This is a genomic window from Microbulbifer sp. SE14, assembly GCF_059834885.1.
The window spans coordinates 41,527-65,123 of record NZ_JCBAJA010000002.1 but is presented as its reverse complement, the minus strand read 5'-3'; the positions used below and the strand labels follow the sequence as shown (position 1 = coordinate 65,123).

Genomic DNA, 23,597 nt, shown 5'->3' with positions numbered 1-23,597 from the left:
TTGGTGCGGGATTATGGACTCATTCCCCGAGCGGCAACTGTCGCGCTTGAGACTTCATGCGCCTATTGTTCCCGGCGGCCAATTAAACCCGGTCGGGCAGTCTAGACTGGATAGGATAGCAGCCAGCGGATTGGCAGCCGGGGGATAAACAGGGAGCCTGCGCCATGAGGTATGGGAAGTTTGCAGCCGGTGCGCTGGTTTGCCTGGGGGCTGCACTGCCGATCGCCACCGGCGGTGCCGAGAGCATTGTCAGTGTCTCCGCCTCCGCGCGTATCACCCTCCGCATCTCCTCCAGGGCGCAGCTGTACCAGACCGATGACGCCGCTACCATCCGGCTGTGCCTCAGCCGCATCCCCGCGCGCAGCTACTACCTGTCCGTCCGGGAAATCGGGGAGCAGGTCGCGACCGAAAAGCGGCTGCCGGGCCAAGCCGGTAACTACTGTGTCCCGGTATCCACATCCGGGGACGGCAAGATGATCCTTATCGTGGCGGAGTAGCGGTTTCCCCCCTCTGGCGGCGCGGATAGAATGTGGCTTTTAACGTAAAGCCGTCCCGTACGCCATGAAGAGAATCATCACTGCACTCTTGTTGTTGCTGGCCCAGCCCGCGCTGGCCGCCATGTCCCTGGACAAGATCATCGTCTACCTGGATGACGCCCCCAACGCCCGCGACGATATCGTCGTGACCAACCCGGACAGGGAAACGCTATACGTACAGACGGAGATCTACCGGGTCGACAATCCGGGTCTACCCAATGAGGAGCGCGTACGGGTGGTGGACCCGAAGGAGTTCAAGCTGCTGGTCAGCCCCTCCAAGGCGGTGCTGGCCACCGGAGAGCAGAAGCGCTTTCGCCTGATGTCGCTGGAGCGGAACCTGGAGCGGGAAAAGGTCTACCGGGTGACGTTCAAGCCGGTGGTGGGGAAAATCAAGAGTGATCGCTCGGCGCTGAAGATCCTCGTGGCCTACCAGGCGCTGATTTTTGTCCAGCCTAAAGACGGCAGCTACAAGCTGCAAGTGGAAGAACAGAATGGCCGGTGGGTGCTGAAAAACACCGGCAATATCAATGTTGAGATTTCCGATGTACAGCACTGCCAGAGTGAGGCCGGCTGCCGCCCGCTGGAAATGACCGGGCGTCTCTACTCCGGTGCCAGTATGTCCATTGGCGAGGATGTCGTTGGCGGCAAACTGGTGCTGCTGGCGCGGGGAAGGGAAACCGAAAAGCTGCAGTTGCCCCTGCTGTAGATACTCTGTTTCAGTTCAACTATTGGCTCGTCATACCGGCGCAGGCCGGTATCCAGTTCAGGGGCACTTGGATTCCGGCCTGCGCCGGAATGACGAAAGTACTCTGTAGGGGGGCGGTCGGGAACGCGGCTCGCCCATCTGAAAAGCCTGTCATAGGCCCCTCCTTAATCGGGTTCTACGGTCAGATAGAGGGTTCCGGTGTAAGTGCCAGGCGCCGCGGTCTCCATATCGCTGGCTAATGCGGTCACTTCAATCGACGCATTGGTGCCGCCGCTGCAATTTTGGCTGCCATGGCCGTTCGATCCCGCCAGCCACTCGCCTTCCGTCAGTGAGACGAAGCTCGCCATGCCATCGCCCTGGAACGCCACCTGATAGGGGATCTGCCCGGCGCCGTTCGACACCAGGAAGGCATCGCCATCGCCGGGGCCGCCGCTGGCCTTGATGCGGAAGTTGCCGAAGCCGTTGCGGAAGATGCAGATATCGTCGCCGTTGGCAAGATCGTTGACGCCGTCGAAACTGCCCAGATCTATGTCGTCCAGGTTGGTGATCTGGACCAGTTCCGGAAGGGTGACGGAAAACGATTGGTAGATCGGCCCCGACGACGGATAGCGATCGCCATCGCCGTCAACTTGCCAGGCATCGATCATGAAGGTGCCGCTGTAGGTGCCGGCTGAGGCCGAGGCCAGGGTCGTGGCCGAGATATCGATGCGGATGGTGGCGAGGGCATTGGCCTCGGTGCAATCGAGGGCGCCGCTCTGCAGGCCCGTCACATCACCGCTGGTCTCATTGGGCAGCAGGGTCACGAAATTGCCCCCGGTGGCATTGCCCCGCCAGCTCAAGGAGACTTTCAGCTGGTCGCCGGACGCGTTTTCCAGCGCGAAATCGCCGTCGCCGTCGACATAGCCGTTGTGATAGGCGGCGACATCATAGTCTCGCCGATAGGTGCCGCTGCGGCGGCCGTGGTGGACAACCTCGTAGGATACGACACAGTAGTCATCTTCGCCGGTCAGGCCGCCGCTGCCGTTCCAACTGATGAGGGAAATCGGATCGACGCCGCTGATATTCAGCTCATTGGTGTTGTTATGGTGCGCATCGGCGAGCATCGGCCAGGCCGCCGCCAGAACAATACATGTGATGACTCCCCTTATCACTTGCCGGATACCACTACTGATCAGCTGCATGGGCGAGCATGTCCCCTTCGCAGCGCGCCGCCGCTAAATTGATGTCTCCCAGGTTCAACCAGTCCTCCCCGGAGGCCTGTTCCGCAATATCGACCAGGCAATTGCCCCACCTGACAGCGGGCGCACTTCGGGTTTGGGGGGCGGCGTGCATCTCCATCTGGAAAATACCGAACTCATCGGTGACCGCCGAGTATTCACCGATGGAGATTTTTGCCCCAGGAACCGGCTGTTCGCCGCGCACGATACGGCCGATCACCAGAATGACCTGCTGTATCTCGTACTGGGTAGTGGTTACGTTGCCGGGATAAAGCGTGACTCTTTCCCGAACCTCCCGGTAGTCGTAAAAACCGGCCGCCAGCGGACGCAGTTGGATATCGTAACTCTGGAAGGCGGGCAGGCTGATGAGGGAGCGGTCGCCGCCCCTGGCGTAGCCGCGGCGCACGCCATTGACCAGAATTTCAAATTCCTCGTTTTCGCTGCCGGCAATATCCACCAGCACGGCGCTGGTCAGCGAGCGCTCGCCGCCCCAGGCGAAGGCGTCGTCCGTGCTCATCAGGTTGGTACTGAAGCTGCCCAGGTAGTTGAGGGAACTCTGGTCATCGGCGCTGCGGTTGCGGTAGTCCAGGGTCGAACTGAGGTAGCCCCGGCGGCCGGCAACCCGGGTGTGGCTGCCCAGGTAGTAGTCTTCTGCCGTCGTTTCCCCGGAGAACTGCTGGTCGACCTCCGCGGCCCAGAGATCGGCGTCGCGCCAGCCGGAGCGGAATCCAAGCCGGGTATTCTGACCGTCGTCGCGGCCGCTGTCGGTGCGCACACTGGCGGTGTGATCCCAATGATCTCCGTGGAAGCGGAAGTTAAAGGTGGCGCTGGTCAGCTGCTCGCCATCGGCATCGCTGTGCGAGAGGGTCATTTCCCCGTGCCAGTGGCGGTTGCGGAAAAAGTCGCGGCGATACTCGAGGGTGGTGAGTGTGTCAGCGCCGCTGAATTCCGTATCCAGGGTGAATTCGGAGGATTCAAAATAAAGATTGCGGTCCCGCTGTGAGTGGCGCAGGGACAGGCGCCCGCCAAGCAGGTTACTGCTGAGGTTCACACTGCGCTGGCGGAAGCCGCGCCCCAGCAATGAGAATTCGTTGTAATCAATCGGTTCCCCGCTGTTGTCCAGGCGGGTTTCCGACGCGCTCAGGTTGAACAGTGGAGTATGCAGCGAGGCGAACAGGCGGTGGCCGCTGCGGCCGTCGCCGGAATGAACCAGGCTGGGAGAAAGCTCCAGGTACTCGCTGATCCAGCGCCCACCCAGCTCCAGGACATGCGCATTGTCCGCAGCGGCCACATTGGCAAACAGGCCGGTAGTATCAAATAGCCGCCGCGCGACACCCGCCTGGACAAAATAGTTGTTGCGCCTTTCGGGCAACAGTTCTTGCCGGGTCAGCAGAGCCGGCTGGCCCGCCTGAATCGCCCAGCGCCACTCGCCGGGCGGGGGCAGCAGCGAGTCCTTGGCGAAAAACTCCGTGTATTGGGCCAGTGGCCGGCCGCTCTCATCGAAGCTTTTGATTTCCACCTCATAGGCACCACCGGGCAGGCTGGAGGTATCCAGCAACTGGTTGCCCGCCTCGAGCAGCTCGCTGTGGATCAGGCGGCCGTTCTTGTGGATTTCCACACGGCCGCGCACCGGCATATTGATTTCCAGTGGCGCGCCCTGGCTGTAGCGGTTGTCCGTGCGGCTGTTATTCGAGCTCCGGTACTCGAAGCCATACAGGTAGGGTGAGGGTACAAAACCGGAAAAACCGCCCCAGGGCTGGATAAGCCCCGCCGAATAGGCGCGCCCCCGGTAGTCCCTCGTCCAGTGCAACTGGCTGACTTGGCTGTTGCCGCCGTCCGTGACCGACCACTGGCTGTGCAGGCCGCTTTCGCCAAAGCTCAAAATCGACTGGCCAAACAGAGAGGCGCTCTCGCTATCCGGTGCATCGCTTGAATGAACACCGGACCAGGTGCCGGTGAGGTTCTGCACAAAAGAGAAGCCTGAACTGGCCTCTGGCAAATAGGGATCGTCGATCGCAGCTTTCTGCGGCAGCAGCTCGGGTGCGAAAAACAGGTCAATGCGATAGCGGCTGTCGTCGTAGATAAGCCCGAAGGTATCCGGTGTGATAAAGCCGCAGTTGCGCTGCTGGCGCGAGAAGCACACCCGGTCGGAATTGCGCGGAAAGGGCTGCTGTAACAGTGCGTAAACTGCCTCTGGATCCAGCGTGGTCGGCAGCAGTTCCAGCGCCGCATTGGGATCCAGGAAACGCAGGGTATGCGGGTCGACTTCGACCATGGTCGCGCCGATCAGGCGGTTGCCATAGTAGAGGTCGGCCACCAGTTGCTGGGGTTCGGTGAGATCGGCAAAGCCGTCCGGCGCTGCCGTATCCAACGTAAAGGCCGCCGAAGCCGCGGCGCCGTAAGAATTAGGGGCGCAGCAGCACAGCGTCAGCAGGGTTGCCGCTATTGCGCGTTTCATAGGGAGGTGGACGGGAGTGAAACCCCCGCCCGCGATACGAGCTTAGCTACCGGAAACGGTAACAGTCAGGGTATCGGTAAAGTTGGCAGTCGTCGAAATGGCTTCCCAGGTGCCGGTCGGGATAGTGATAAATATACGCGCGTTCTCACTGCCGCAGCTCAGGTTACCCAGGTTGGTGAAACTGGCGGGAACAGCGCCTGTGGCGCCGGGAGCGGTGCCAGTGCCTGCCGCCGCGTCATCGTCAAACTCGACCTGGTAGCTGATGGCTTCGCTGCCGTTGTCCAGTGTATAGGTGCCGGTGCCGGCTCCACCGTTGGAACTATCCAGTTGTACCGCGTACTGGGTAAAACCGATACCGCCCACACAGATCTCCTCGGTGGCCGTGAGGTCGCTACCGACAGTGGCGCCATCGGTGGTGAGGTTGATGTCGTCGAACATGCGCGCAACGATCAGGTTGCCCACGGTGAGAGTAATATCGCTAGTACCGGTGGAGCTGCTGCTGTCGACGGTGCCGTCGGAAGCGGCAAAGGTGGATACAGAGGTAGCCAGCGCTGTGGCTGTTACCAGCGCGCGAAGTACAGTTTTTTTCATTGCGAACCTTCCTGGGACCAAAAGTAGTTTTTTATTTGCGATGGCGATTTTATAGTCAAAAAGCCCGCTAGATTGGTCTTGTTAACCCTGTCAAGGCTTTTCACACTATTTGCGCCAATGATACGGTTTTCGAGACATGTGTCACGTTTTTTGTGGGAATTCTTTTGTCATTTTATGCAGGTTGGGGATGTTTTGCGCAAAAGTCAGATTGTGGGTTATCCCTGTGCCCGGAACACCGCCAGCGCTATAATCCCGCACCTCAAACCGATCAAACCTGATCCAGATCAATCCAACCAGGCTTGTCATGACCGTAAGAACCCGAATCGCACCTTCCCCCACCGGCGATCCCCATGTGGGCACCGCCTATATCGCCCTGTTCAACCAGTGCTTCGCACGCGCCCAGGGCGGCCAGTTTGTGCTGCGGATCGAGGACACCGACCGGAGCCGCAGCACCCCCGAATCGGAGAAGGCTATCCTCGACAGCCTGCGCTGGCTGGGCCTGGACTGGCAGGAGGGACCGGACGTGGGCGGCCCCCACGGCCCCTACCGCCAGAGCGAGCGCGGCCACATCTATAAGCAGTACTGCGACGAACTGGTGGAAAAGGGGCACGCCTTCCACTGCTACCGCACCGCCGAGGAACTGGAGCAGCTGCGGGAACAGCTGCGCGAGGCCGGCCGCACCGCGCTGAAGCCCAGCGACCTGGCCCTGCCGGAGGACGAGTTCGAGCGCCGCCGCGCGGCCGGTGAGCCCTATGTGGTGCGCATGAAGGTGCCGGAAGAGGGCAGCTGTGTGGTGGACGACCTGCTGCGCGGCCCCATCGAGATCGACTGGGGCCAGGTGGACGCGCAGATTCTGCTCAAGTCCGACGGCATGCCCACCTACCACCTGGCCAACGTGGTGGACGACCACCTGATGGAGATCACCCACGTGCTGCGCGGCGAGGAGTGGATCAACTCGGCGCCCAAGCACAAGCTGCTGTACGAATACTTCGGCTGGGAGATGCCGGTACTCTGCCACCTGCCGCTGCTGCGCAACCCGGACAAGACCAAACTGTCCAAGCGCAAGAACCCCACGTCCATCCTTTATTACCAGCGCGCCGGCTTTATGCCCGAGGCGCTGCTGAACTACCTGGGCCGCATGGGCTGGTCCATGCCCGACGAGCGGGAGAAGTTCTCCCTGGACGAGATGCTGGAGCACTTCGACATCCACCGCGTCTCCCTCGGCGGCCCGGTGTTCGACGTGGAGAAGCTGTCCTGGCTGAACGGCCTCTGGATCCGCGAACTGGAGAACGAACAGCTGGCCGACCGCCTGCAGGAGTGGCTGCTCAATCGCGACAATCTGCTCAAGGTCCTGCCCCACGCCAAGGAGCGCATGGAGACCTTCGGCGACTTCGCCCCCCTGGTCAGCTTCCTCGCCGCCGGTAGCCTGGGACTGACCGAGGCCAGCTTCGCCGGCAACAAGCTGGAGCTGGAAGACCAGAAGAAGCTGCTGCAATTCGCCCTCTGGCGCCTCGAGGCCCTGCGCAGCTGGGACAGGGACAGCATCTTCCAGGCGGTCAAGGCCCTGGCCACGGCCATGGACATCAAGCTGAAGGACTTCAATGCCCCCCTGTTCGTCGCCATCAGTGGAACCACGGCGTCCTTCTCGGTCATGGACGCCATGGTCCTGCTGGGCCCGGATCTCAGTCGCGCCCGCCTGCGCCAGGCGGTGGAAGTCCTCGGCGGCGCCGGCAAGAAGGTGCTGAAGCGCTGGGAGAAGGAGTACGCGGCCCTGGCCTGATCCCGGGTGCGGGCGAACACAAGGTTCGCCCCTACAGGGTGGACTCCGTGCCTGCGAAAGGCCTGATCCGTAGGGGCGAACCTTGTGTTCGCCCAGCGCAGCCCCGGCTGCGCCCGGGCCGCAAGGCCCGTGAACCAACCCCGACGCCCCGGTCGCTAACTAATTGATTAAAAAGTTGTTTTTCTTGTTGACAGCCGCCGGCGCGCTGTTAAAATGCGCCCCGCTTTCGACGGAAAGCAACCCAATTCGGGGCCTTAGCTCAGCTGGGAGAGCGCAACACTGGCAGTGTTGAGGTCAGCGGTTCGATCCCGCTAGGCTCCACCAATTTCTTAAGAGGCCGTGCCCATCTGGGCGCGGCCTTTTTTTTGCTTCCGCAAGTCCTCGCCGGCATGGTGCAGCATGCCTGGCGCGGATCTGATTTCGTTTTTTCGGATGGCGCGAATCTGGTTTAGGTTTTGCAGGTTCTGTCGAGTTTCGGGCCTGGTCCTCGTGTCGTGTAATAGTGTGTAATGACGTCGGGCATGATCAGGTTTGGGATTTTAGGTACGATTGCAGGGTTAAGGGCGTCCAATTGGCGGCACTTGAGATCTGTGATCTGTCATCAAATGATCAGGCTAAAACGTTGACGCAGTTCACAAAAATAGGCAAGATCCGCCCGCACTTTGCGCAGTAATTGCTGCGGTTTTGGGGAATTTAGGGGGCGCTTTCAGTCTAACCCAAGCCATCTGTCAATGGGCGCGGCACACCAGGGGAAACCGCGCGCAATCGATAAAGCACAAATAGATTCGACATGGGTCCGACTGTTCAACGCACAGCCTGGCAAATCCAGCGCGACGTGATTCACGCGTTGTTGGTACGCGAGATGAAAACCCGCTTCGGAAAGTGGAAGCTGGGCTATGCCTGGGTGCTGCTGGAGCCGGCCATGCATATCATGCTGCTGGCTGCTGTGTTCAGTTTCATGGGGCGCGAGTTCTACCCCGGCATCCCGACCATGCTGTTCATGCTCGCGGGCATAGCCCCCTTCCTGTTTTTCTCCCACAGCTTTAGCAAATCCCTGGCGGCGGTGGAGTCCAACCGCGGCCTGTTCAACTACCGCCAGTTGCGCCCCTTCGATGCGGTGGTGGCCCGGGTGCTGTTGGAGTTCGCCATCTACCTGTTTAGCATGGTGGTCCTGCTGGGGATCTTGGCCTGGTTCGGCGTATCGGCCGAGTTCAACGACTTCCTGCTGTTGGTGGCGGTGAACCTGCTCTACCTGTGTTTCTGCCTGGGCCTGAGCCTGGCCCTGTGCGTGGCCGGTGTGAAATACCCGGAGGCGGCCAAGTTCGGTCCGATGATCCAGCGCCCGCTGTACTTTATGTCCGGGGTCTTCTTCTCCCTGGAGCAGGTGCCCGAGCAGTACCATCCCTACCTGGCCTGGAACCCCATCCTGCATGTCGTGGAGCTGACCCGGGAGGGGCTCTTCGCCAGCTACCACGGTATGTTTGCCAATTTGCCTTATTTCGCCTTCTGCTCGCTGGCCATGCTGGGCTTCGGCCTGCTCGTCTACCGCAGCCAATGGCGCGACCTGGTGCGGAGCCAATGATCGAGCTGCGCAACCTCACCAAGTCCTTCCGTACACCCCACGGCCGCAAGGTGCTGTTCAGGGATGTGAACGCTGTTTTTCCGGAGGGGAAGAATATCGGCATTCTCGGTCGCAACGGCGCCGGCAAGTCCACCCTGTTGCGCATCATGGGCGGTATCGACTACCCGGATTACGGGCAGGTAATTACCAACGAGCGCATCTCCTGGCCCATGGGGCTGGCCAGCGGATTCCAGGGCAGTATGACGGGGCAAGAAAACTGTGCCTTTATCTGCGGTATTCACGGCATCTGGGGCGAGAGTCGCCGCCGGGTGCTCGACAGGGTGCAGGAATTCGCTGAAATCGGCGACTACTTCGACGCCCCGGTGAAGACCTATTCCTCCGGTATGCGCTCCCGCCTTGCCTTTGGCCTGAGTATTGCAGTGGACTTCGACTGCTACCTGGTGGACGAGGTGATGTCAGTGGGGGACGCGCATTTCAGGCACAAGTGTGAACAGGTTATCGCCGAGAAACGCAAGACGGCCAACTTTATTATTGTTGCCCACGCCATGCCGCAACTGAAAAAGAATTGTGATGTCGGAATTTACCTGGGGCCGGAGGGGCTGCAGATCTTCGATACCGTCGACGAAGCTATAGAGCTGTACCAGCAGGGGCTGCCGAAGCCGCAGGTGCAACAACAGAATCGAGCGGCACAGCCGCTCAACGCATAAGCAGTGGAAATGGAAACGAATAATTTGCTCGCAAAAGAGCAAAAGCCGAAGACTGACAGCGGCGCGCTGAAAAAAGCGTCCGATGCAGTTAAGGGCATGATGGCCAACTTCGCCGCCAACGAACCACACGCGGAGCCGGGTACCGTGAATACCGGCTTGCGTCGTTGGCGCGGCCTGGCGCTGTGCGTCGGCCTGCCGCTGCTGCTGGTGAGCGCCTACTATCTGTTCTGGGTATCGGATCGCTATGTCAGCCAAACCCAACTGATCGTCAAGGACAACAGCTCCAACCAGGGTATGTCGTCCACTATCGGCTTCCTGGTGCCGGGCATGGGCGCGGACAACCAGGACGCCTTCCTGGTGGTCAATTACATCCAGTCCCTGGACATGGCCCTGTACCTGGACGAAACACTGCAGCTCTCCGACTACTACAAGAGCGACCGCTACGATGTCTTCTCGCGCCTTGCGTCCGATGCCACCCAAGAGGACTACCTGGAGTACTACCGCGAGCATATCGGCGTGGCGCATGACGAGACGACCGGCATCATCACCATTGAAATGCAGGCCTTCGAGCCGGAGTTTGCGCGCAAGCTGATCGAAACGGTCACGCAGAAATCCGAGGATTTCGTCAACGCCATCAGCAACCAACTGGCGGACAAGCAGGTGGCCTTCGTGCGCAGCGAACTGGAACTGGCGCAGACCAAGCTGCGCAGTACCAAGCAGGAAATCCTCGACTTCCAGAACCGCAATAAGGTGGTCAGCCCGGAAGAACTTACCAAGGGCATCAGCGGCATCATCCAGGGGCTGGAAGCCAAGCTGGCCGAGCAGCGTGCCAAACTCACCGCCGCCAAGACCTATTTGAACCCTGGCTCGTCCCAGATCATCTCCATGCAGGCGGAAATCGACGCACTGGAAAACCAGATAGCCGCGGAAAAAGAGCGCCTTGTAGGCGTCTCAGACGCAAAGGGTGGACAGCGCCTCAATAGCCTCAGCGCCCACTTCCAGAACCTGGAGCTGGACTTGCAGTTCGCCACAGACGCCTACGCCGCATCGCTCACGGCACTGGAAACCGCGCGTATGGAGGCCTCCGGCAGGCTCAAGCACCTGATGGTAGTCAGTCAACCCTCCCTGGCGGAGGAGGCAGAGTACCCGCGTAAGCTGTATAACCTGGCCAGCCTGGCGGTGATCCTGCTGCTGATCTACGGCATCGGGAAAATGCTGGCATCCAGCATCCGCGACCACAGAATTTGACAGACGCGGCCCGGAACAAAACAAACAATTACGAATTAACAGACCGACACTGATGTCCGCAAAAAAACTAAAAACCTTCGGGGGATGGCTGGCCCTGCTGACAGTGCTTGCAGCACCGGCAACCCAGGCCCTGGAAACCCAGCTGCTGGATAAAGAAGAGCAGACGGAGATCCCGCAATCCGGCGTACCGGTATTCGGCCAGTCCCTGTTCCGGGGCGCTTTCAAGGACCAGCCCTTCAGCGGTTTCAACCCCAGCTACCGCATCACCGTGGGCGACCAGATCAACCTGCAGCTGTGGGGCGCCTACAGCTTCAGCGCCACCCTGCCGGTGGACCCCCAGGGCAATATCTTCGTGCCCGAAGTGGGCCCGGTGCACGTTGCCGGGGTGGAGAACGGGGAACTCAACAACTTCGTGCTGCGCCACGTAAAGCGCGTCTTCAAGAACAACGTCAATGCCTACGCCAACCTGGAGGCCAGCCAGCCGGTCAAGGTGTTTGTCACCGGCTACGTCAACAACCCGGGGCTGTATAACGGTTTTTCATCCGACTCCATCCTTTATTACCTGGACAGTGCCGGCGGTGTTAACCGCGACAGCGGCAGCTTTATCGATGTGAAAGTGCTCCGCGGCGATCAGCTGGTGCAGAAGGTCAACCTCTACAACTTCCTGGTAGAGGGAACCATGCCCGCGCTGCAATTGCGCAACGGCGATGCCATTGTCGTAGGCCCGCGCAACGGCTCCGTCACCGTAGAGGGCGCGGTACAACAGGAAGCCCAGATCGAGTTTATCGGCCCCTACACCCAGCTCGGGGAAATGCTGCTGGTGGCAAAGCCGGACCCCCAGGCCAACTTTGCCCGCATCACCCAGGTCATTGACGACCGGCAGCAGGCCAACTACCTGCCGCTGGAGGATGCCCTGACCACACCGCTGTATCCCGGCGCCCGTGTGGAACTGGTCCGCGACAACGACATCCAGTCCATCTCGGTAAAAGTCACCGGCGAACTGGACGGCCCAGCCACCTATGTCCTGCCCTACGGCGCCACCCTCGAAGACCTGCTGTCGCAACTGAGCTACCGCGACAACGCCGACCGGTCCGCGGTGCAGCTGTACCGCAAGAGCGTGGCGGAAAAGCAGCGCGCCGCCCTGGAGCGCTCCCTGGATGCCCTGCAGATGGAAGTCCTCACCCGCCAGCCGAATACCGAACTGGAAAAGGGCGCCCAGTCTGAAAACGCGGCCATGATCCAGAAATTTATCGCCCAGGCACGCAAGGCCCAGCCCCGCGGCCAGGTGGTGCTGGCCAACAACCCCAATGCCAGCAGCATGCTGCTGGAAGACGGTGACGAACTGGTGGTGCCGCTGAAAACCTCCACCGTCTCCGTGGTGGGCGAAGTCATCTTCCCCACCTCGCTGGTATTCAACGAGCGCCACACGCTCGAGGACTACATAGAAATGGCCGGTGGCTTCGCCAACAACGCCAACCAGGACGAACTGGTCATCCTGCACCTGGACGGCACCATCAGCCGCATAGAAGACAGCAAGTTCGATAACCGCCTGAAGGGTGTACTGCGCCCGGGCGATGAAATCATGGTGATGCCTGAAATCCAGTCCAGCGAACTGCAGGTCACCAAAGACGTAACAGAAATTCTCTACCGTATTGCAGTGGGGACTGCTGCCGTATTGTCTTTCTGAGGTAGGGATTTCCGTAGGATGGGCAAAGCGAAGCGTGCCCATCATGTAGGAGCCTGCTTGCAGGCGAACAGGGGTAAGGGCGACTGAACGGCAGCGGATGCCACTAGCCGCCCAAAAATGGGGAAGCCCGAGCGGTTCCCGCCTTTTCCGGCAAAGGCAACACACCCTGGGGAGGGTGATGCCGGAAAATGCGGAACCGTACAGGGCAGTTTAAATGCATGGAGCGTTACCAGGGGAAAATTGTTATGAAGGGATCTTCAACCAGAAAGGGTATCATTCTCGCCGGCGGCTCCGGCACACGCCTGTACCCGCTCACCAAAGGCGTCAGCAAACAGCTGATGGCGGTGTACGACAAGCCGATGATCTACTACCCGCTCACCACGCTGATGCTGGCGGGTATCCGCGACATACTGATCATCACCACGCCGGAGGAGCAGTGCCTCTACCAGCGCCTGCTGGAGGACGGTTCCCAATGGGGCATCAATATCAGCTACGCGATACAGCCGAGCCCGGATGGCCTGGCGCAGGCGTTCCTTATCGGCCGCGAGCACGTGGGCAACAATGGCAGCGCCCTGGTACTCGGCGACAACATCTTCTACGCCCAGCACTTTAGCCAGGTACTGCAGCAGGCCGACGCCCGCGAAGAGGGTGCTACCGTTTTCGGCTACCGCGTCGCCGACCCGCGCGCCTACGGCGTGGTGGAATTCGACAGGGAAGGCAAGGCAGTAAGCCTGGAGGAGAAACCGGCACAGCCCAAGTCCAATTTTGCGGTCACCGGCCTCTACTTCTACGACAACCAGGTGTGCGACCTGGCTCGGGAAATCAAGCCCAGCCCCCGCGGCGAGCTGGAAATCACCGATATCAACCGGATCTACCTGGAGCGCGGCCGGCTCAACGTGGAACTGATGGGCCGCGGCAGCGCCTGGCTGGACACGGGTACCCACGACAACCTGCTGGAAGCCGCCCACTTCGTGCAGACCATCGAGCGCCGGCAGGGCCTGAAAATCGCCTGTCCGGAAGAAGTGGCCTACCGCAAGGGCTTTATCACCGCCGAACAGCTGGAAAAGCAGGCCCACCCGCTGCTGAAGAGCGGTTACGGCGAATACCTACTGCAACTACTGTTGGAAACCGGTGAAAGCTCACCCTTCAACCAGCAACGCTTCGCCACCGCGCTCTAACCCAAAATCGCCCCTCTCCCGCTTGTGGGAGAGGGAAAAGGGGAAGGACAAACACCGCAATAGAACTGTAGGGGCGAGCCTTGTGTTCGCCCGACAAAACAAATCGAACGCACAGAAGTATGAAAGTAACAGCAACCACCATCCCCGACGTAAAAATCCTGGAACCCAAAGTCTTCGGTGACGACCGCGGTTTCTTCTTCGAGTCCTTCCGCCAGGACCTCTTCAGCAAAGAGTGCGCGGAAAGAGTCTTCGTGCAGGACAACCACAGCAAATCCACCCAGGGCATCCTGCGCGGCCTGCATTACCAGACCCAGCAAACCCAGGGAAAACTGGTACGGATAACAAAGGGCGAAGTCTTCGACGTAGCCGTGGATATCCGCAAAAGCTCCCCCACCTTCGGCCAGTGGGTAGGCGTCCTCCTGTCTGCAGAAAACAAACGCCAGCTCTGGGTCCCCGAAGGCTTCGCCCACGGCTTCTACGTCACCAGTGACGAAGCCGAGTTCGTCTACAAATGCACCGACTACTACGCCCCGGAACACGAACACTCACTGCGCTGGGACGACCCGGAACTCGCCATCGATTGGCCCCTGGTAAACGGCGAAGCTCCCAAACTCTCCGCCAAAGACGCCGAAGGACGGTTCCTGAAAGACGCCGTCACCTTCCCATAGGGTGTGCCGCGCGCACCACATGTAGGAGCCTGCCTGCAGGCGAATCACGGAGCCTCAGCTTCGTAAAAGCGGTGAAGCCGCTTTCCTCCCCTCTCCCGCTTTCGGGAGAGGGACCGGGAAGAGGGTGTAGGAGCGGTCCGGCCGGGAGCGGTCCATGGCCGCGATAGAAGCCGCCGACAACCAAAACGCGCAACCATTAGCACGACCGAATTTGACATAACAAAACCATGAAAATCCTACTAACCGGCAAAAACGGCCAACTGGCCCGGGAACTGCAAAAACGCAAACCGGCCAACATCGAACTGCTAGCCCTGGACCGCCAAGACCTGGACATCACCGACCGCACCCAGGTCATGCAAGCCATCGCCGGACAAAAGCCGGCAGCCGTCATCAACGCCGCCGCCTACACCGCCGTAGACAAAGCCGAATCGGAAAAGGAACAGGCCTACGCGGTAAACGCCACCGGCCCTGAAAACCTGGCTGCCGCCTGCAAGGAGTTCGGCATACGCCTGATCCATGTCTCCACCGACTTCGTATTCGATGGTCAGAGCTCCACCCCCTACAAGCCGCAGGATGCAGTCCGCCCCCTCGGCGTATACGGCGAAAGCAAGGCGGCAGGCGAGGCTGAAGTCCAGTCCCTGTTGCCCGAAGCAGTGATATTGCGCACCGCCTGGGTCTACAGCGCCCACGGCGCCAACTTCACGAACACCATGCTGCGCCTGATGAACGAGCGCGACCAGCTGGGCGTAGTCGCCGACCAGATAGGCACCCCGACCAGCACCCAAACCCTGGCCGAAGCCATCTACGCCCTGGTCAACAAACCCGAAGCAAGCGGCATCTACCACTGCACCGACGCCGGCACCGCCAGCTGGTACGACTTCGCCGTAGCCATCTACGAAGAGGGCAAGGATGCGGGCCTGATCCCTGCTGAGAAAAATGTGCAGATCAAACCAATAGCAACCGCCGACTACCCAACCCCGGCAGCAAGACCAGCCTACAGCGTCCTGGACAAAACCCGCCTGGTAGAAGAATTGGGAATAGAACTACCACACTGGCGCCAGGCACTGCGCCAAGCCCTACAGGAAAAAGCCGCCCTGTAGGGGCGAACCTTGTGTTCGCCCATAGGGTGTAGCAGCGGCCCATGGCCGCGATCAAAACCGGAAAAAACCACCGCAGGCCAAATGCTAACCCTGTGAACCAGAAAGACTTTGAGTCAATCAACAAATCAGAAAGAAACCGCATTAAAGAAAATGAGTAATCTACTGGTAACCGGCGGCGCCGGCTTCATAGGCGCAAACTTCGTCCACTACTGGATGAAAACCTACCCCCAAGACAAGGTCGTCGTCCTGGACGCCCTCACCTACGCCGGCAATAAAGCCAATTTGGAACCCGTAGCGCAGAACCCGAACTTCCACTTCTGCCACGGCAACATCTGCGACACCCAACTGGTGGAAACCCTGCTCAAGGAGCACCGCATAGACACCCTGGTGCACTTCGCCGCCGAGAGCCACGTGGACAGATCCATCAGCGGCCCGGATGCCTTTATAGAAACCAATATCATCGGCACCCACAGCCTGCTCAAAGCCGCCAAGAAGATCTGGCTGGATGAAGGCCTGAACAAGGAAGGTCACCGCTTCCACCACGTCTCTACCGACGAGGTCTACGGCACCCTGGGCCCCAATGATCCCGCCTTCAGCGAGACCACCCCCTACGCCCCCAACAGCCCCTATTCGGCGAGCAAGGCCGCGTCCGACCACCTTGTGCGCGCCTACCACCACACCTACGGGCTGAAGGTCACCACCAGCAACTGCTCCAACAACTACGGCCCCTACCACTTCCCGGAGAAGCTGATCCCGCTGGTGATCACCAACATCCTGCAGGACAAGCCGCTGCCGATCTACGGCGACGGCCAGCAGATCCGCGACTGGCTCTACGTGGAGGACCACGCTCGCGGCATCGACCTGGTGATCAGGAAGGGCCGCCTGGGTGAGTGCTACAACATCGGCGGTATCAACGAGTGGGCCAATATCGATATCGTCAGGCTGATCTGCGAACTGATGAACGGTGAGTTCACGGGTGATTCAACGCTGGCGGAGAGGTTCCCGAATGCCAGAAGGGTGCGGCAGGGCCTCGCCCAGGAGCTTATCACTTTTGTCACCGACCGCGCGGGACACGACCGTCGTTACGCCATTGACCCAACTAAGTCGAACGAGGATTTGGGGTATCAACCGGTAGAGAGTTTTAAAACCGGTATCCGCAAGACGGTGCGCTGGTACCTGGACAATGAGGGCTGGTGGCAATCCGTCCTCGATGGTAGCTACCAGAAGTAGCGCTGATTACTGCCAAACTAAGTTATTAATGATTTTAAATGTGCGGAAAATGAAAGATTTATTTATGCTGGGACGCAAAAGGAAAACTTCTCCGGACTCTGGAAATATCAGACTGATTCACGAGTCTGGGCTTTTCCATGAAGATTGGTATAAAGAGAGCAATCCGGATGTGGCCGCGAGTGGAGAAAATCCACTGATCCACTTCTATTACCACGGCTTCAGAGAGGGCAGGAACCCCTCTTACCTGTTCGACGTAAACTGGTATCTTGAAACTTACGCCGATGTGAAAAACGCGGGATTGAATCCGCTGATCCACTACATTCTCTACGGTGAAAATGAGGGACGTAACCCGTCATCCTATATTGATATCGAGTACCTTCGTCGACAGATCAGTCAGCCATTTGATGGCCTGGCTCTAAACTATTTCTATGCACATGTTGTCGGGGAGAAGCTGGACCCCTTGCCGGAGTTCAGCGCCGAATATTACCTGACTGCCAATCCGGACGTGGCGGAGTCCGGTTTGGATCCCTACCTTCATTTCCTGTTCCAGGGCGTTAATGAGGGGCGGAACCCTTCACGGTTCTTCGATATCGCGAAGTACAAATCGGATAACAATCTGTCGACCGCACCTTTTCAACACTACCTGACAACGGGCAAGGCGCAGGGATTGCCGATAAGCCCGGTACATGACGCCGAAACAGCACAGGGAGAAAGCCGCGATCTGTTGGCTGAAATAGTACGGTTTCGGGAGTCTGGAGAAGGCTATGAAGACTTCCAGTACAAGGGCAAGTCCAATAAGGCAACGAAAGTCAAGGCACTGGCCTATTACCTGCCGCAGTTCCATCCGTTCAAGGAAAACAGTGAATGGTGGGGCGAGGGCTTTACCGAATGGACCAATGTAACCCGGGGGCTACCCAGGTTTAAAGGGCACTACCAGCCACACCTGCCTCGGGACTTGGGATACTACGACCTGCGTTTGAAGGACACCCTCAAGGCGCAGGCCGAACTGGCACAGGCCGCCGGCCTGCACGGCTTCTGCTTTTACCACTACTGGTTCAATGGCAAGCGCCTGATGGATAGTCCCGTCAATATGCTGATGGACAGCCCGGAAATCGACCTGCCATTCTGCATTCTGTGGGCCAATGAAAACTGGACCAGAACCTGGGACGGCCTGGAGAACGACGTCCTCATCGCCCAGGACTACCGGGAGGAGGACGATGTCGCCTTTATCCGGGACCTTGGGCGGCACTTTGCCGATCCCCGTTACATTCGGGTCGACGGTCGGCCGCTGTTCTTTATCTATCGCCCGGGCATAATTCCGGATGCCATGAATAGAATCGAAAAGTGGCGGAAGCTGTGCGAAGAACTGCTCAGTGAAACGCCGCTGTTCTTTATGGCGCAGGCGTTCGGGGACAACGATCCCACAGTGTTCGGCATGGACGGCGCCGTCGAGTTTCCGCCCCACAAACTGGCCGAAGGGCTGGACTCCAAGGCGCAGCAGCAGGGCCTGCTTGACCCCGGATTTACCGGCCATTATCCGCTGTACGATGAACTGGTAGAGCGCAGCCTGCAGGTTGAGAAGCCGGATTATGACCTGATCCGCGCCGTTACTCCCAGCTGGGACAACGAGGCCAGAAAACCGGGCCGCGGTATGGGCTTTATCGACTCGACACCGGCCAAGTACGAACGCTGGCTGGCGAGCATGGTGAACTATGCCGAGGCGAACCCGATTGCCGGTGACGAGTCATTCGTTGTGATCAATGCCTGGAACGAGTGGGCCGAAGGCGCGCACCTGGAGCCGGACGTCTACTGGGGAAGTGCCTACCTGAACGCCACCTACCGGGCGGTACATGGGTTGACCCGCCAGGAGGGCAAGACAAAACTGCTGCTGGTGGGGCACGATGCCTACCGGCACGGCGCGCAACTGCTGACGCTCAGTATATTCAAGACCCTGGTTCAGGATTTTGGCATAGACGTGGAGCTTGTGCTCCTCGATGGCGGCCCCCTGGTCGGGGACTACCAGAGGGTCGGCAAAACCCATGTAGCCCACGGCGATATCGCCATATTCAGCAATATCGTCAAGGAGATAACGGGAAGAAATGCGGTCGCCCACGCAATCTGCAACACCACCGTTACCGGCCAGTGTGCAGAGGTTCTGGCCGACAAAGGACTGAAGGTGATATCCCTGGTCCACGAACTGGAAACCCTGATCAAGGAGTACGCGCTCGAGGACAGGGCAAAAGCGATCGCAGAAAAAGCTGCCTCGGTGGTATTTGCATCGTCATTCGTCAGGGACTCGTTTGAGCGCATCGTCGGCCCCATTGGTGTCAAGGCCGTGGTCAAGCCCCAGGGCATCTACCAGAAGCTGGAGCCCACTGACGACAGCCGCAAGGCCCTGCGCAAGAAGCTGAAAGTCCCGGGCAGTGCAAGGATAGTGGTCAACGCCGGATTTGCCGACCTGCGCAAGGGATTCGATCTCTTTGTCAGCGCCGCGCGTGTCGCCATAGCAAGCAATCCCGACTACCACTTTGTCTGGCTGGGCAATGTGGAGCCCGGCCTGGAAAACTGGATACTCAGGGATGTGGCCGGCAGCAAGCTGGAATCCCATCTCCACATAGTGCCTTTCACCAGCGAGATTTCCCTCTACCTGCAGGGGGCGGATGTATTTGCCATGACCTCCCGGGAAGATCCCTTCCCGTCCGTAGTGCTGGAATCCCTGGCCCTCGGCACACCGGTCGTGGGCTTCCAGGGGGGCGGCGGCTTTGTGGAGCTGCTGGACGACGAGGCCAATGGCGCCCTGGTGCCCATGGGCGATGTAAATACCATGGTCGAGGCGATCGATCGGGAAATCGCGAAGGACAGCGAAGCGCGCCGTTCAGTGCGCAGCGCTTGGGCACTGGGCACTTTCGACTGGAAGGACTATGTCTTCAGCCTTGTGGAGCTGCTGATGCCGGAGCTGCGCCGTGTTTCGGTAGTGGTCCCCAACTACAACTATGAAGACCATATAGGCCCCCGGCTGGAGACGATATTCGCCCAGCACTATCCGGTCTATGAGGTCATAGTCCTGGACGATAAGTCCAGCGACAACAGCGTATCCATGATCGAGGCGACAGCAGAGCTCCACCAGAGGAATATCGAACTGATCGTCAACGAGAATAACTCCGGTTCCGTTTTCCGCCAGTGGGACAAAGGCGCACGGCTTGCCAAAGGGGAATTGCTGTGGATTGCCGAGGCGGACGACCTGGCAGCGCCCGACTTTATCAGCGAGCTGGTGGCGGGAGACGATTTCGACTTGGCCTATTGCGATTCCATCCAGGTCGATCAGGACGGCAAGTTGCTGGCGGAGAGCTACAGTTACTACTTCAAAGAATTCGGTGAAGCAGCCTTTACCAATAGCTTCCGTATGGATGGAAGGGAGTTTCTGGCGGAGTACCTGGCGGTCAAGAATGTCATTTTGAACGTAAGCAGTGTGGTATTCAAAACTGAAAGTCTGTGCGATTCCCTGGACAGAACTGGTAATGCTCTCTATGAATACTCGGTAGCGGGTGATTGGTTCCTGTACACTGATCTGCTGGCAAGAGAAGAGGCTGCGGTTAAATATTGCGCGAAGAGCTTGAATACACATCGCAGGCATCAGGGGAGCGTTACGCATTCCCTTAAGGCAGAAAAACACTATAAAGAAATTCAAAGATTGCAGAAATTTGTTAAAAGCAAAGTCCCTGTTGAAAAAGAGGTTGACTTTCTTGCAAGTAAAAATTTGCAAGCTGTTAAAGAACATTTGGGTCTGTTGCAAAATTAAGTATATTGAAGTTGTGGGATTGCTCTAGAGATAAGCGGAGCGATACCTTAAATTGAGGAAATTTTATGTTGTCTCCAGTACTGGTTAGAGCCTTCGGTCGTACAGGAACTACTCTTCTTATGCAATTATTGAAAACCTCTGAAGAGGTTTTTGTTCCAAATGATTATCCTTTCGAGTCTCGATTTTTAACCTATTTTTCAAGACTTGCTAAACAGCCTTTAAAAGACTACAAAGGCGAGAAGGGTTTTTCATATAATGATAGTGATGTTCTGGATGCTAGCCAAAACATGATGGGTCCATTGCCGTATGAGATTGAGGGTATACTAGACAAAGAGTGTTTCCAGAAGAGAATGCTGAACGCCGTATGGAACCAGTTTAGTCAAGAGGTTCATGAGGCAAGTTCGCATCAGTATAAATTTTACGCTGAGAAAGTCGCCCTAGATATTGCGCCTTTTATCAACAAGAATCTCCCCTCAGTGAATAATATTTTTGTGACGCGTGACCCTCGGGGTGAATTGGCATCAATTATTTCTTTTAATAAGAAAAGGGGCTTCAATGGTTTTGGATGGCTGGAGAGTGACACATTGCATTCCTTTGCGCGACGGATGATTGATAGCAGAAGAAATTATCTAAACGAAGTCAGTAAATATAGGGCCGGTTATAAGAATATAGTTGTAATTAGGTTTGAAGACTTGGTTTCCGATTTGTCGGAAATTGCCACACAGTTAGGTGATTTTCTAGGGGTTCGCTTAAATAGTGAGAAAGTGATCGCAGATAGCGACAAATATAGTTTTCATATGACAAGTAATAACATTCAGGATTCTCAGGATAAATGGAAACGTGAACTCCCGAGTGATATCGTTCGAATGTTTGATGAGGAGATGGCAGATGCGCTTGAGCTGTTTGATTATAAATTGAAATAGAGTGTTTAGTGTATACCGAGACTCGATGTGTTTCAGGAGAGTTTGAGGTTGTTATGATTGCTTTGGTGTGACTTAAAACTTTTGAATTATCTAACTTTTAGTGTATGGATGATATTTTTAAAAAAATTTACTAAATTCTGTAAAAGATCACATTGGCGATGGGTGCAAATTTGGGTTGCATCGGGATGATAAAGAATTGGAAGTCAATTTTCGGAAGAGTCATTTGTGCTACTGTAAGTTAGAGTATTCAATTTAGATTTTTTGATAAATACATGATGAGTACTTAGGGATGAGAGTGCTGTTTTCTAATAGGAGTGATTGGAGGTCTTATATCGATAGCCAGCTAAATGGGACGGAATATTCTCCTGTGTTCTCAGGCTTTAGCCATTCAGCAATGGCCGGCGTTGATTTGTTATTTCCTATCAGTATAGGGGATGTTGTCGCGGCAGGGAGATTTTCAGAGATTTCGAATAAGGGATTGTTTCCACATCCGCATGTGGTTGATTTGGCAGAGAATAAGATCAAGTTCAATCGTTTTCTTTCCGAGAACGGTTTTGGACATTTTTTACCAAAGACTGGCTCTTCCGTCGGTGATTACCCCTATATTTTGAAAGGAAATAGAGGCGAATTTGGAAATTCAACTTATATCATAAGTTCCCGAAGAGAAGAAAAAAATTTCAGAGATAAATTGAATTCTGCTGATTTCTTTAAGCAAGATTATGTTCATGGAAGAGAGGAGTATGCACTTCATTTTATTTTTGATGGAGGTAAATTTGTATTCCTGAAAGAAGTTAAGTATGTATATGACTATGATTTCTTTGTGAAAGGCAAGGGTGAGCCTGCATCAGATCAGGTGTGGAGCTACGATTGCGCCTTCTCTGAAGAACTGAAATCAATTTTGGTAAAATTGAGGTATCGAGGCTTTGGCTGCTTTAACTTCAAGGTTAGCAACGGAGAATTGAGAGTTATCGAGCTGAATGCCCGGGTTGGCGGGTCCATGATGCAAAGTGTTTTCGAGGCCGTAGATTCATTTGCGAAAGCAGTAAATTCTTTATCACCGCTTAAGGGTTAGAACTTTCGTGAGCTGGAGTTTCCACTCTCTGGTGAGTGCAAAGGATTCATGCGGAATGCGGCAAGGGAGGGCTGGGTAATAAGGATCTTCTTCGGATCGATTGGACCTTAAATTTTTTTAGGATTGGATGTTGTAGTGAATCCTTTTATTTTTGTGCATATTCCCAAAACCGCCGGCACCAGCTTCCGAAGCGGGGCAGATTCCTTCTTCGGGCGGAAGTACGTATGTCGGGATTACGGTCCCAAATCTCCTGAAACCAGTGAGATTGTCAAGCAGTGGATATCCGGGGGGGGGGATAAGTGGAAATTCAAAAAAGCATTTGAGAATGAGGGGTACCAATTCCTTACCGGTCACTTCCAAGCGGCAGCCTACGCACCGCTGTTTGGTGTCGGCCGGATGATTAGTTTCGTACGTGAACCACTACAGCGACTTGTCTCCGAGTACAACCATATGGTGAGGCACTACGGATACAGGAAGCCGTTCGAAGAATTCTACCGCGCGCCGCACAATATCAACCGGCAGCAGCGTATGCTGGGCCAGCTGCCCTGGGCTGCAATAGGCTTTATCGGTTTGACGGAGAGGTATGTACAATCCCTGTCCCTGTTGAACCGTAAGTATGCGCTGGATATCCCCAATTACCGGGAAAACCGCGGCCGAAACGATCTTGAGGAGGCCTATGAAATCGAGCATGATCATGCAGACGAGTTGCGCCGCCTGAATGCTGACGATATCGGGCTATATAAAGCCATCAGCACGCAGTTTGATTGGCGGCTAAAGTTGGCCGAAGCACAACAGGACTTTGTCACTGGCACTCTTATGCATGTGGATAAGGGCCGCCTGTATGGCTGGGCGATGGCAGACCAGGCAGATGATCCGGTTGTGATTCGGGCCCGTGTGGGCGGTGAGGTGATCGACGAGACCGTTGCTAAAGATGACCGCCCAGGACTGCGCGCCATGGGTATCGCTCGCGGCGGCTTTGTGGGCTTTTCCCTTGATATATCCAAGTTGAAGGCGGGCGACACGGTCGAGTGCCTGGTCGCTTCCACCGGCCAGCCGCTGGTGGGTTCGCCGTGGAAAATACAGCCCAAAGCCTGAAACCCCGATAATAACAATCA

18 protein-coding genes and 1 tRNA gene are annotated in these 23,597 nt (G+C 57.2%); 16 read left to right on the top strand and 3 right to left on the bottom strand.

Going from position 1 to position 23,597, the window contains the following annotated elements; translation table 11 throughout:
• Positions 1-164: 164 nt before the first annotated feature.
• Both AC6R19_RS01790 and AC6R19_RS01785 read left to right on the top strand, forming a co-directional pair.
• On the top strand, positions 165-497 hold the full coding sequence (locus tag AC6R19_RS01790; RefSeq protein ID WP_500577764.1) for a hypothetical protein: 333 nt from the start codon (positions 165-167) through the stop codon (positions 495-497).
• Between the two features lie 64 nt (positions 498-561).
• A complete protein-coding gene (locus AC6R19_RS01785) occupies positions 562-1,242 on the top strand; it encodes a fimbria/pilus periplasmic chaperone (protein ID WP_500577763.1) in 681 nt (226 codons plus the stop codon).
• Positions 1,243-1,406: 164 nt separating this feature from the next.
• Here the strand turns inward: AC6R19_RS01785 and AC6R19_RS01780 are convergent, their stop codons facing one another.
• Genes AC6R19_RS01780 through AC6R19_RS01770 form a run of 3 tightly spaced genes read right to left on the bottom strand, consistent with a single transcriptional unit; the run spans position 1,407 to position 5,508 of the window.
• Positions 1,407-2,423 carry a hypothetical protein gene (locus AC6R19_RS01780; protein WP_500577762.1) on the bottom strand — a complete coding sequence of 339 codons (1,017 nt, stop codon included), beginning with the start codon at positions 2,421-2,423 and terminating at the stop codon, positions 1,407-1,409.
• Complete coding sequence (locus AC6R19_RS01775; protein WP_500577761.1) at positions 2,407-4,917, bottom strand: TcfC E-set like domain-containing protein; 2,511 nt, start codon at positions 4,915-4,917, stop codon at positions 2,407-2,409. Before AC6R19_RS01775 ends, AC6R19_RS01780 begins: the two co-directional genes overlap by 17 nt.
• A 42-nt stretch (positions 4,918-4,959) precedes the next feature.
• On the bottom strand, positions 4,960-5,508 hold the full coding sequence (locus AC6R19_RS01770; RefSeq protein ID WP_500577760.1) for a hypothetical protein: 549 nt from the start codon (positions 5,506-5,508) through the stop codon (positions 4,960-4,962).
• 304 nt (positions 5,509-5,812) lie between these two features.
• On the opposite strand from AC6R19_RS01770, the gene gltX reads away from it, so the two are divergent.
• From gltX to AC6R19_RS01700, 14 genes are all read left to right on the top strand, one after another.
• Positions 5,813-7,288, top strand: a complete 1,476-nt coding sequence (gene gltX, locus AC6R19_RS01765) for a glutamate--tRNA ligase (RefSeq protein WP_500577759.1) — start codon at positions 5,813-5,815, stop codon at positions 7,286-7,288.
• Positions 7,289-7,536: 248 nt separating this feature from the next.
• Positions 7,537-7,612: transfer RNA gene (locus tag AC6R19_RS01760), tRNA-Ala, on the top strand.
• Between the two features lie 466 nt (positions 7,613-8,078).
• Positions 8,079-8,870, top strand: a complete 792-nt coding sequence (locus tag AC6R19_RS01755) for an ABC transporter permease (protein ID WP_500577758.1) — start codon at positions 8,079-8,081, stop codon at positions 8,868-8,870.
• Positions 8,867-9,577, top strand: coding sequence for an ABC transporter ATP-binding protein (locus AC6R19_RS01750; RefSeq protein WP_500577757.1), 711 nt, complete (start codon positions 8,867-8,869; stop codon positions 9,575-9,577). Before AC6R19_RS01755 ends, AC6R19_RS01750 begins: the two co-directional genes overlap by 4 nt.
• A gap of 9 nt (positions 9,578-9,586) precedes the next feature.
• Complete coding sequence (locus tag AC6R19_RS01745; RefSeq protein WP_500577756.1) at positions 9,587-10,825, top strand: KpsE/RkpR family capsule polysaccharide export protein; 1,239 nt, start codon at positions 9,587-9,589, stop codon at positions 10,823-10,825.
• A gap of 52 nt (positions 10,826-10,877) precedes the next feature.
• Entirely contained in the window at positions 10,878-12,512 is a 1,635-nt protein-coding gene (locus tag AC6R19_RS01740) for a polysaccharide biosynthesis/export family protein (protein ID WP_500577755.1), read from the top strand.
• Between the two features lie 245 nt (positions 12,513-12,757).
• The gene (gene rfbA, locus AC6R19_RS01735) at positions 12,758-13,690 is read left to right on the top strand and encodes a glucose-1-phosphate thymidylyltransferase RfbA (protein WP_500577754.1); all 933 of its coding nucleotides are present in this window, start codon (positions 12,758-12,760) and stop codon (positions 13,688-13,690) included.
• A 119-nt stretch (positions 13,691-13,809) separates the two neighbouring features.
• Positions 13,810-14,358 carry a dTDP-4-dehydrorhamnose 3,5-epimerase gene (rfbC, locus tag AC6R19_RS01730; RefSeq protein ID WP_500577753.1) on the top strand — a complete coding sequence of 183 codons (549 nt, stop codon included), beginning with the start codon at positions 13,810-13,812 and terminating at the stop codon, positions 14,356-14,358.
• Between the two features lie 227 nt (positions 14,359-14,585).
• A complete protein-coding gene (rfbD, locus tag AC6R19_RS01725) occupies positions 14,586-15,458 on the top strand; it encodes a dTDP-4-dehydrorhamnose reductase (protein WP_500577752.1) in 873 nt (290 codons plus the stop codon).
• A 150-nt stretch (positions 15,459-15,608) separates the two neighbouring features.
• Positions 15,609-16,688 carry a dTDP-glucose 4,6-dehydratase gene (rfbB, locus tag AC6R19_RS01720; protein WP_500577751.1) on the top strand — a complete coding sequence of 360 codons (1,080 nt, stop codon included), beginning with the start codon at positions 15,609-15,611 and terminating at the stop codon, positions 16,686-16,688.
• Positions 16,669-20,487 (top strand): glycoside hydrolase family 99-like domain-containing protein, encoded by a 3,819-nt coding sequence (locus AC6R19_RS01715; RefSeq protein WP_500577750.1) that lies wholly within the window; start codon positions 16,669-16,671, stop codon positions 20,485-20,487. The genes rfbB and AC6R19_RS01715 overlap by 20 nt, the downstream gene beginning before the upstream one ends.
• A 65-nt stretch (positions 20,488-20,552) precedes the next feature.
• Positions 20,553-21,410, top strand: a complete 858-nt coding sequence (locus AC6R19_RS01710; RefSeq protein WP_500577749.1) for a sulfotransferase — start codon at positions 20,553-20,555, stop codon at positions 21,408-21,410.
• 289 nt (positions 21,411-21,699) lie between these two features.
• Complete coding sequence (locus AC6R19_RS01705; protein ID WP_500577748.1) at positions 21,700-22,482, top strand: ATP-grasp domain-containing protein; 783 nt, start codon at positions 21,700-21,702, stop codon at positions 22,480-22,482.
• A gap of 135 nt (positions 22,483-22,617) precedes the next feature.
• Positions 22,618-23,577 carry a sulfotransferase family 2 domain-containing protein gene (locus AC6R19_RS01700; protein ID WP_500577747.1) on the top strand — a complete coding sequence of 320 codons (960 nt, stop codon included), beginning with the start codon at positions 22,618-22,620 and terminating at the stop codon, positions 23,575-23,577.
• The last annotated feature ends 20 nt before the right edge of the window (positions 23,578-23,597 follow it).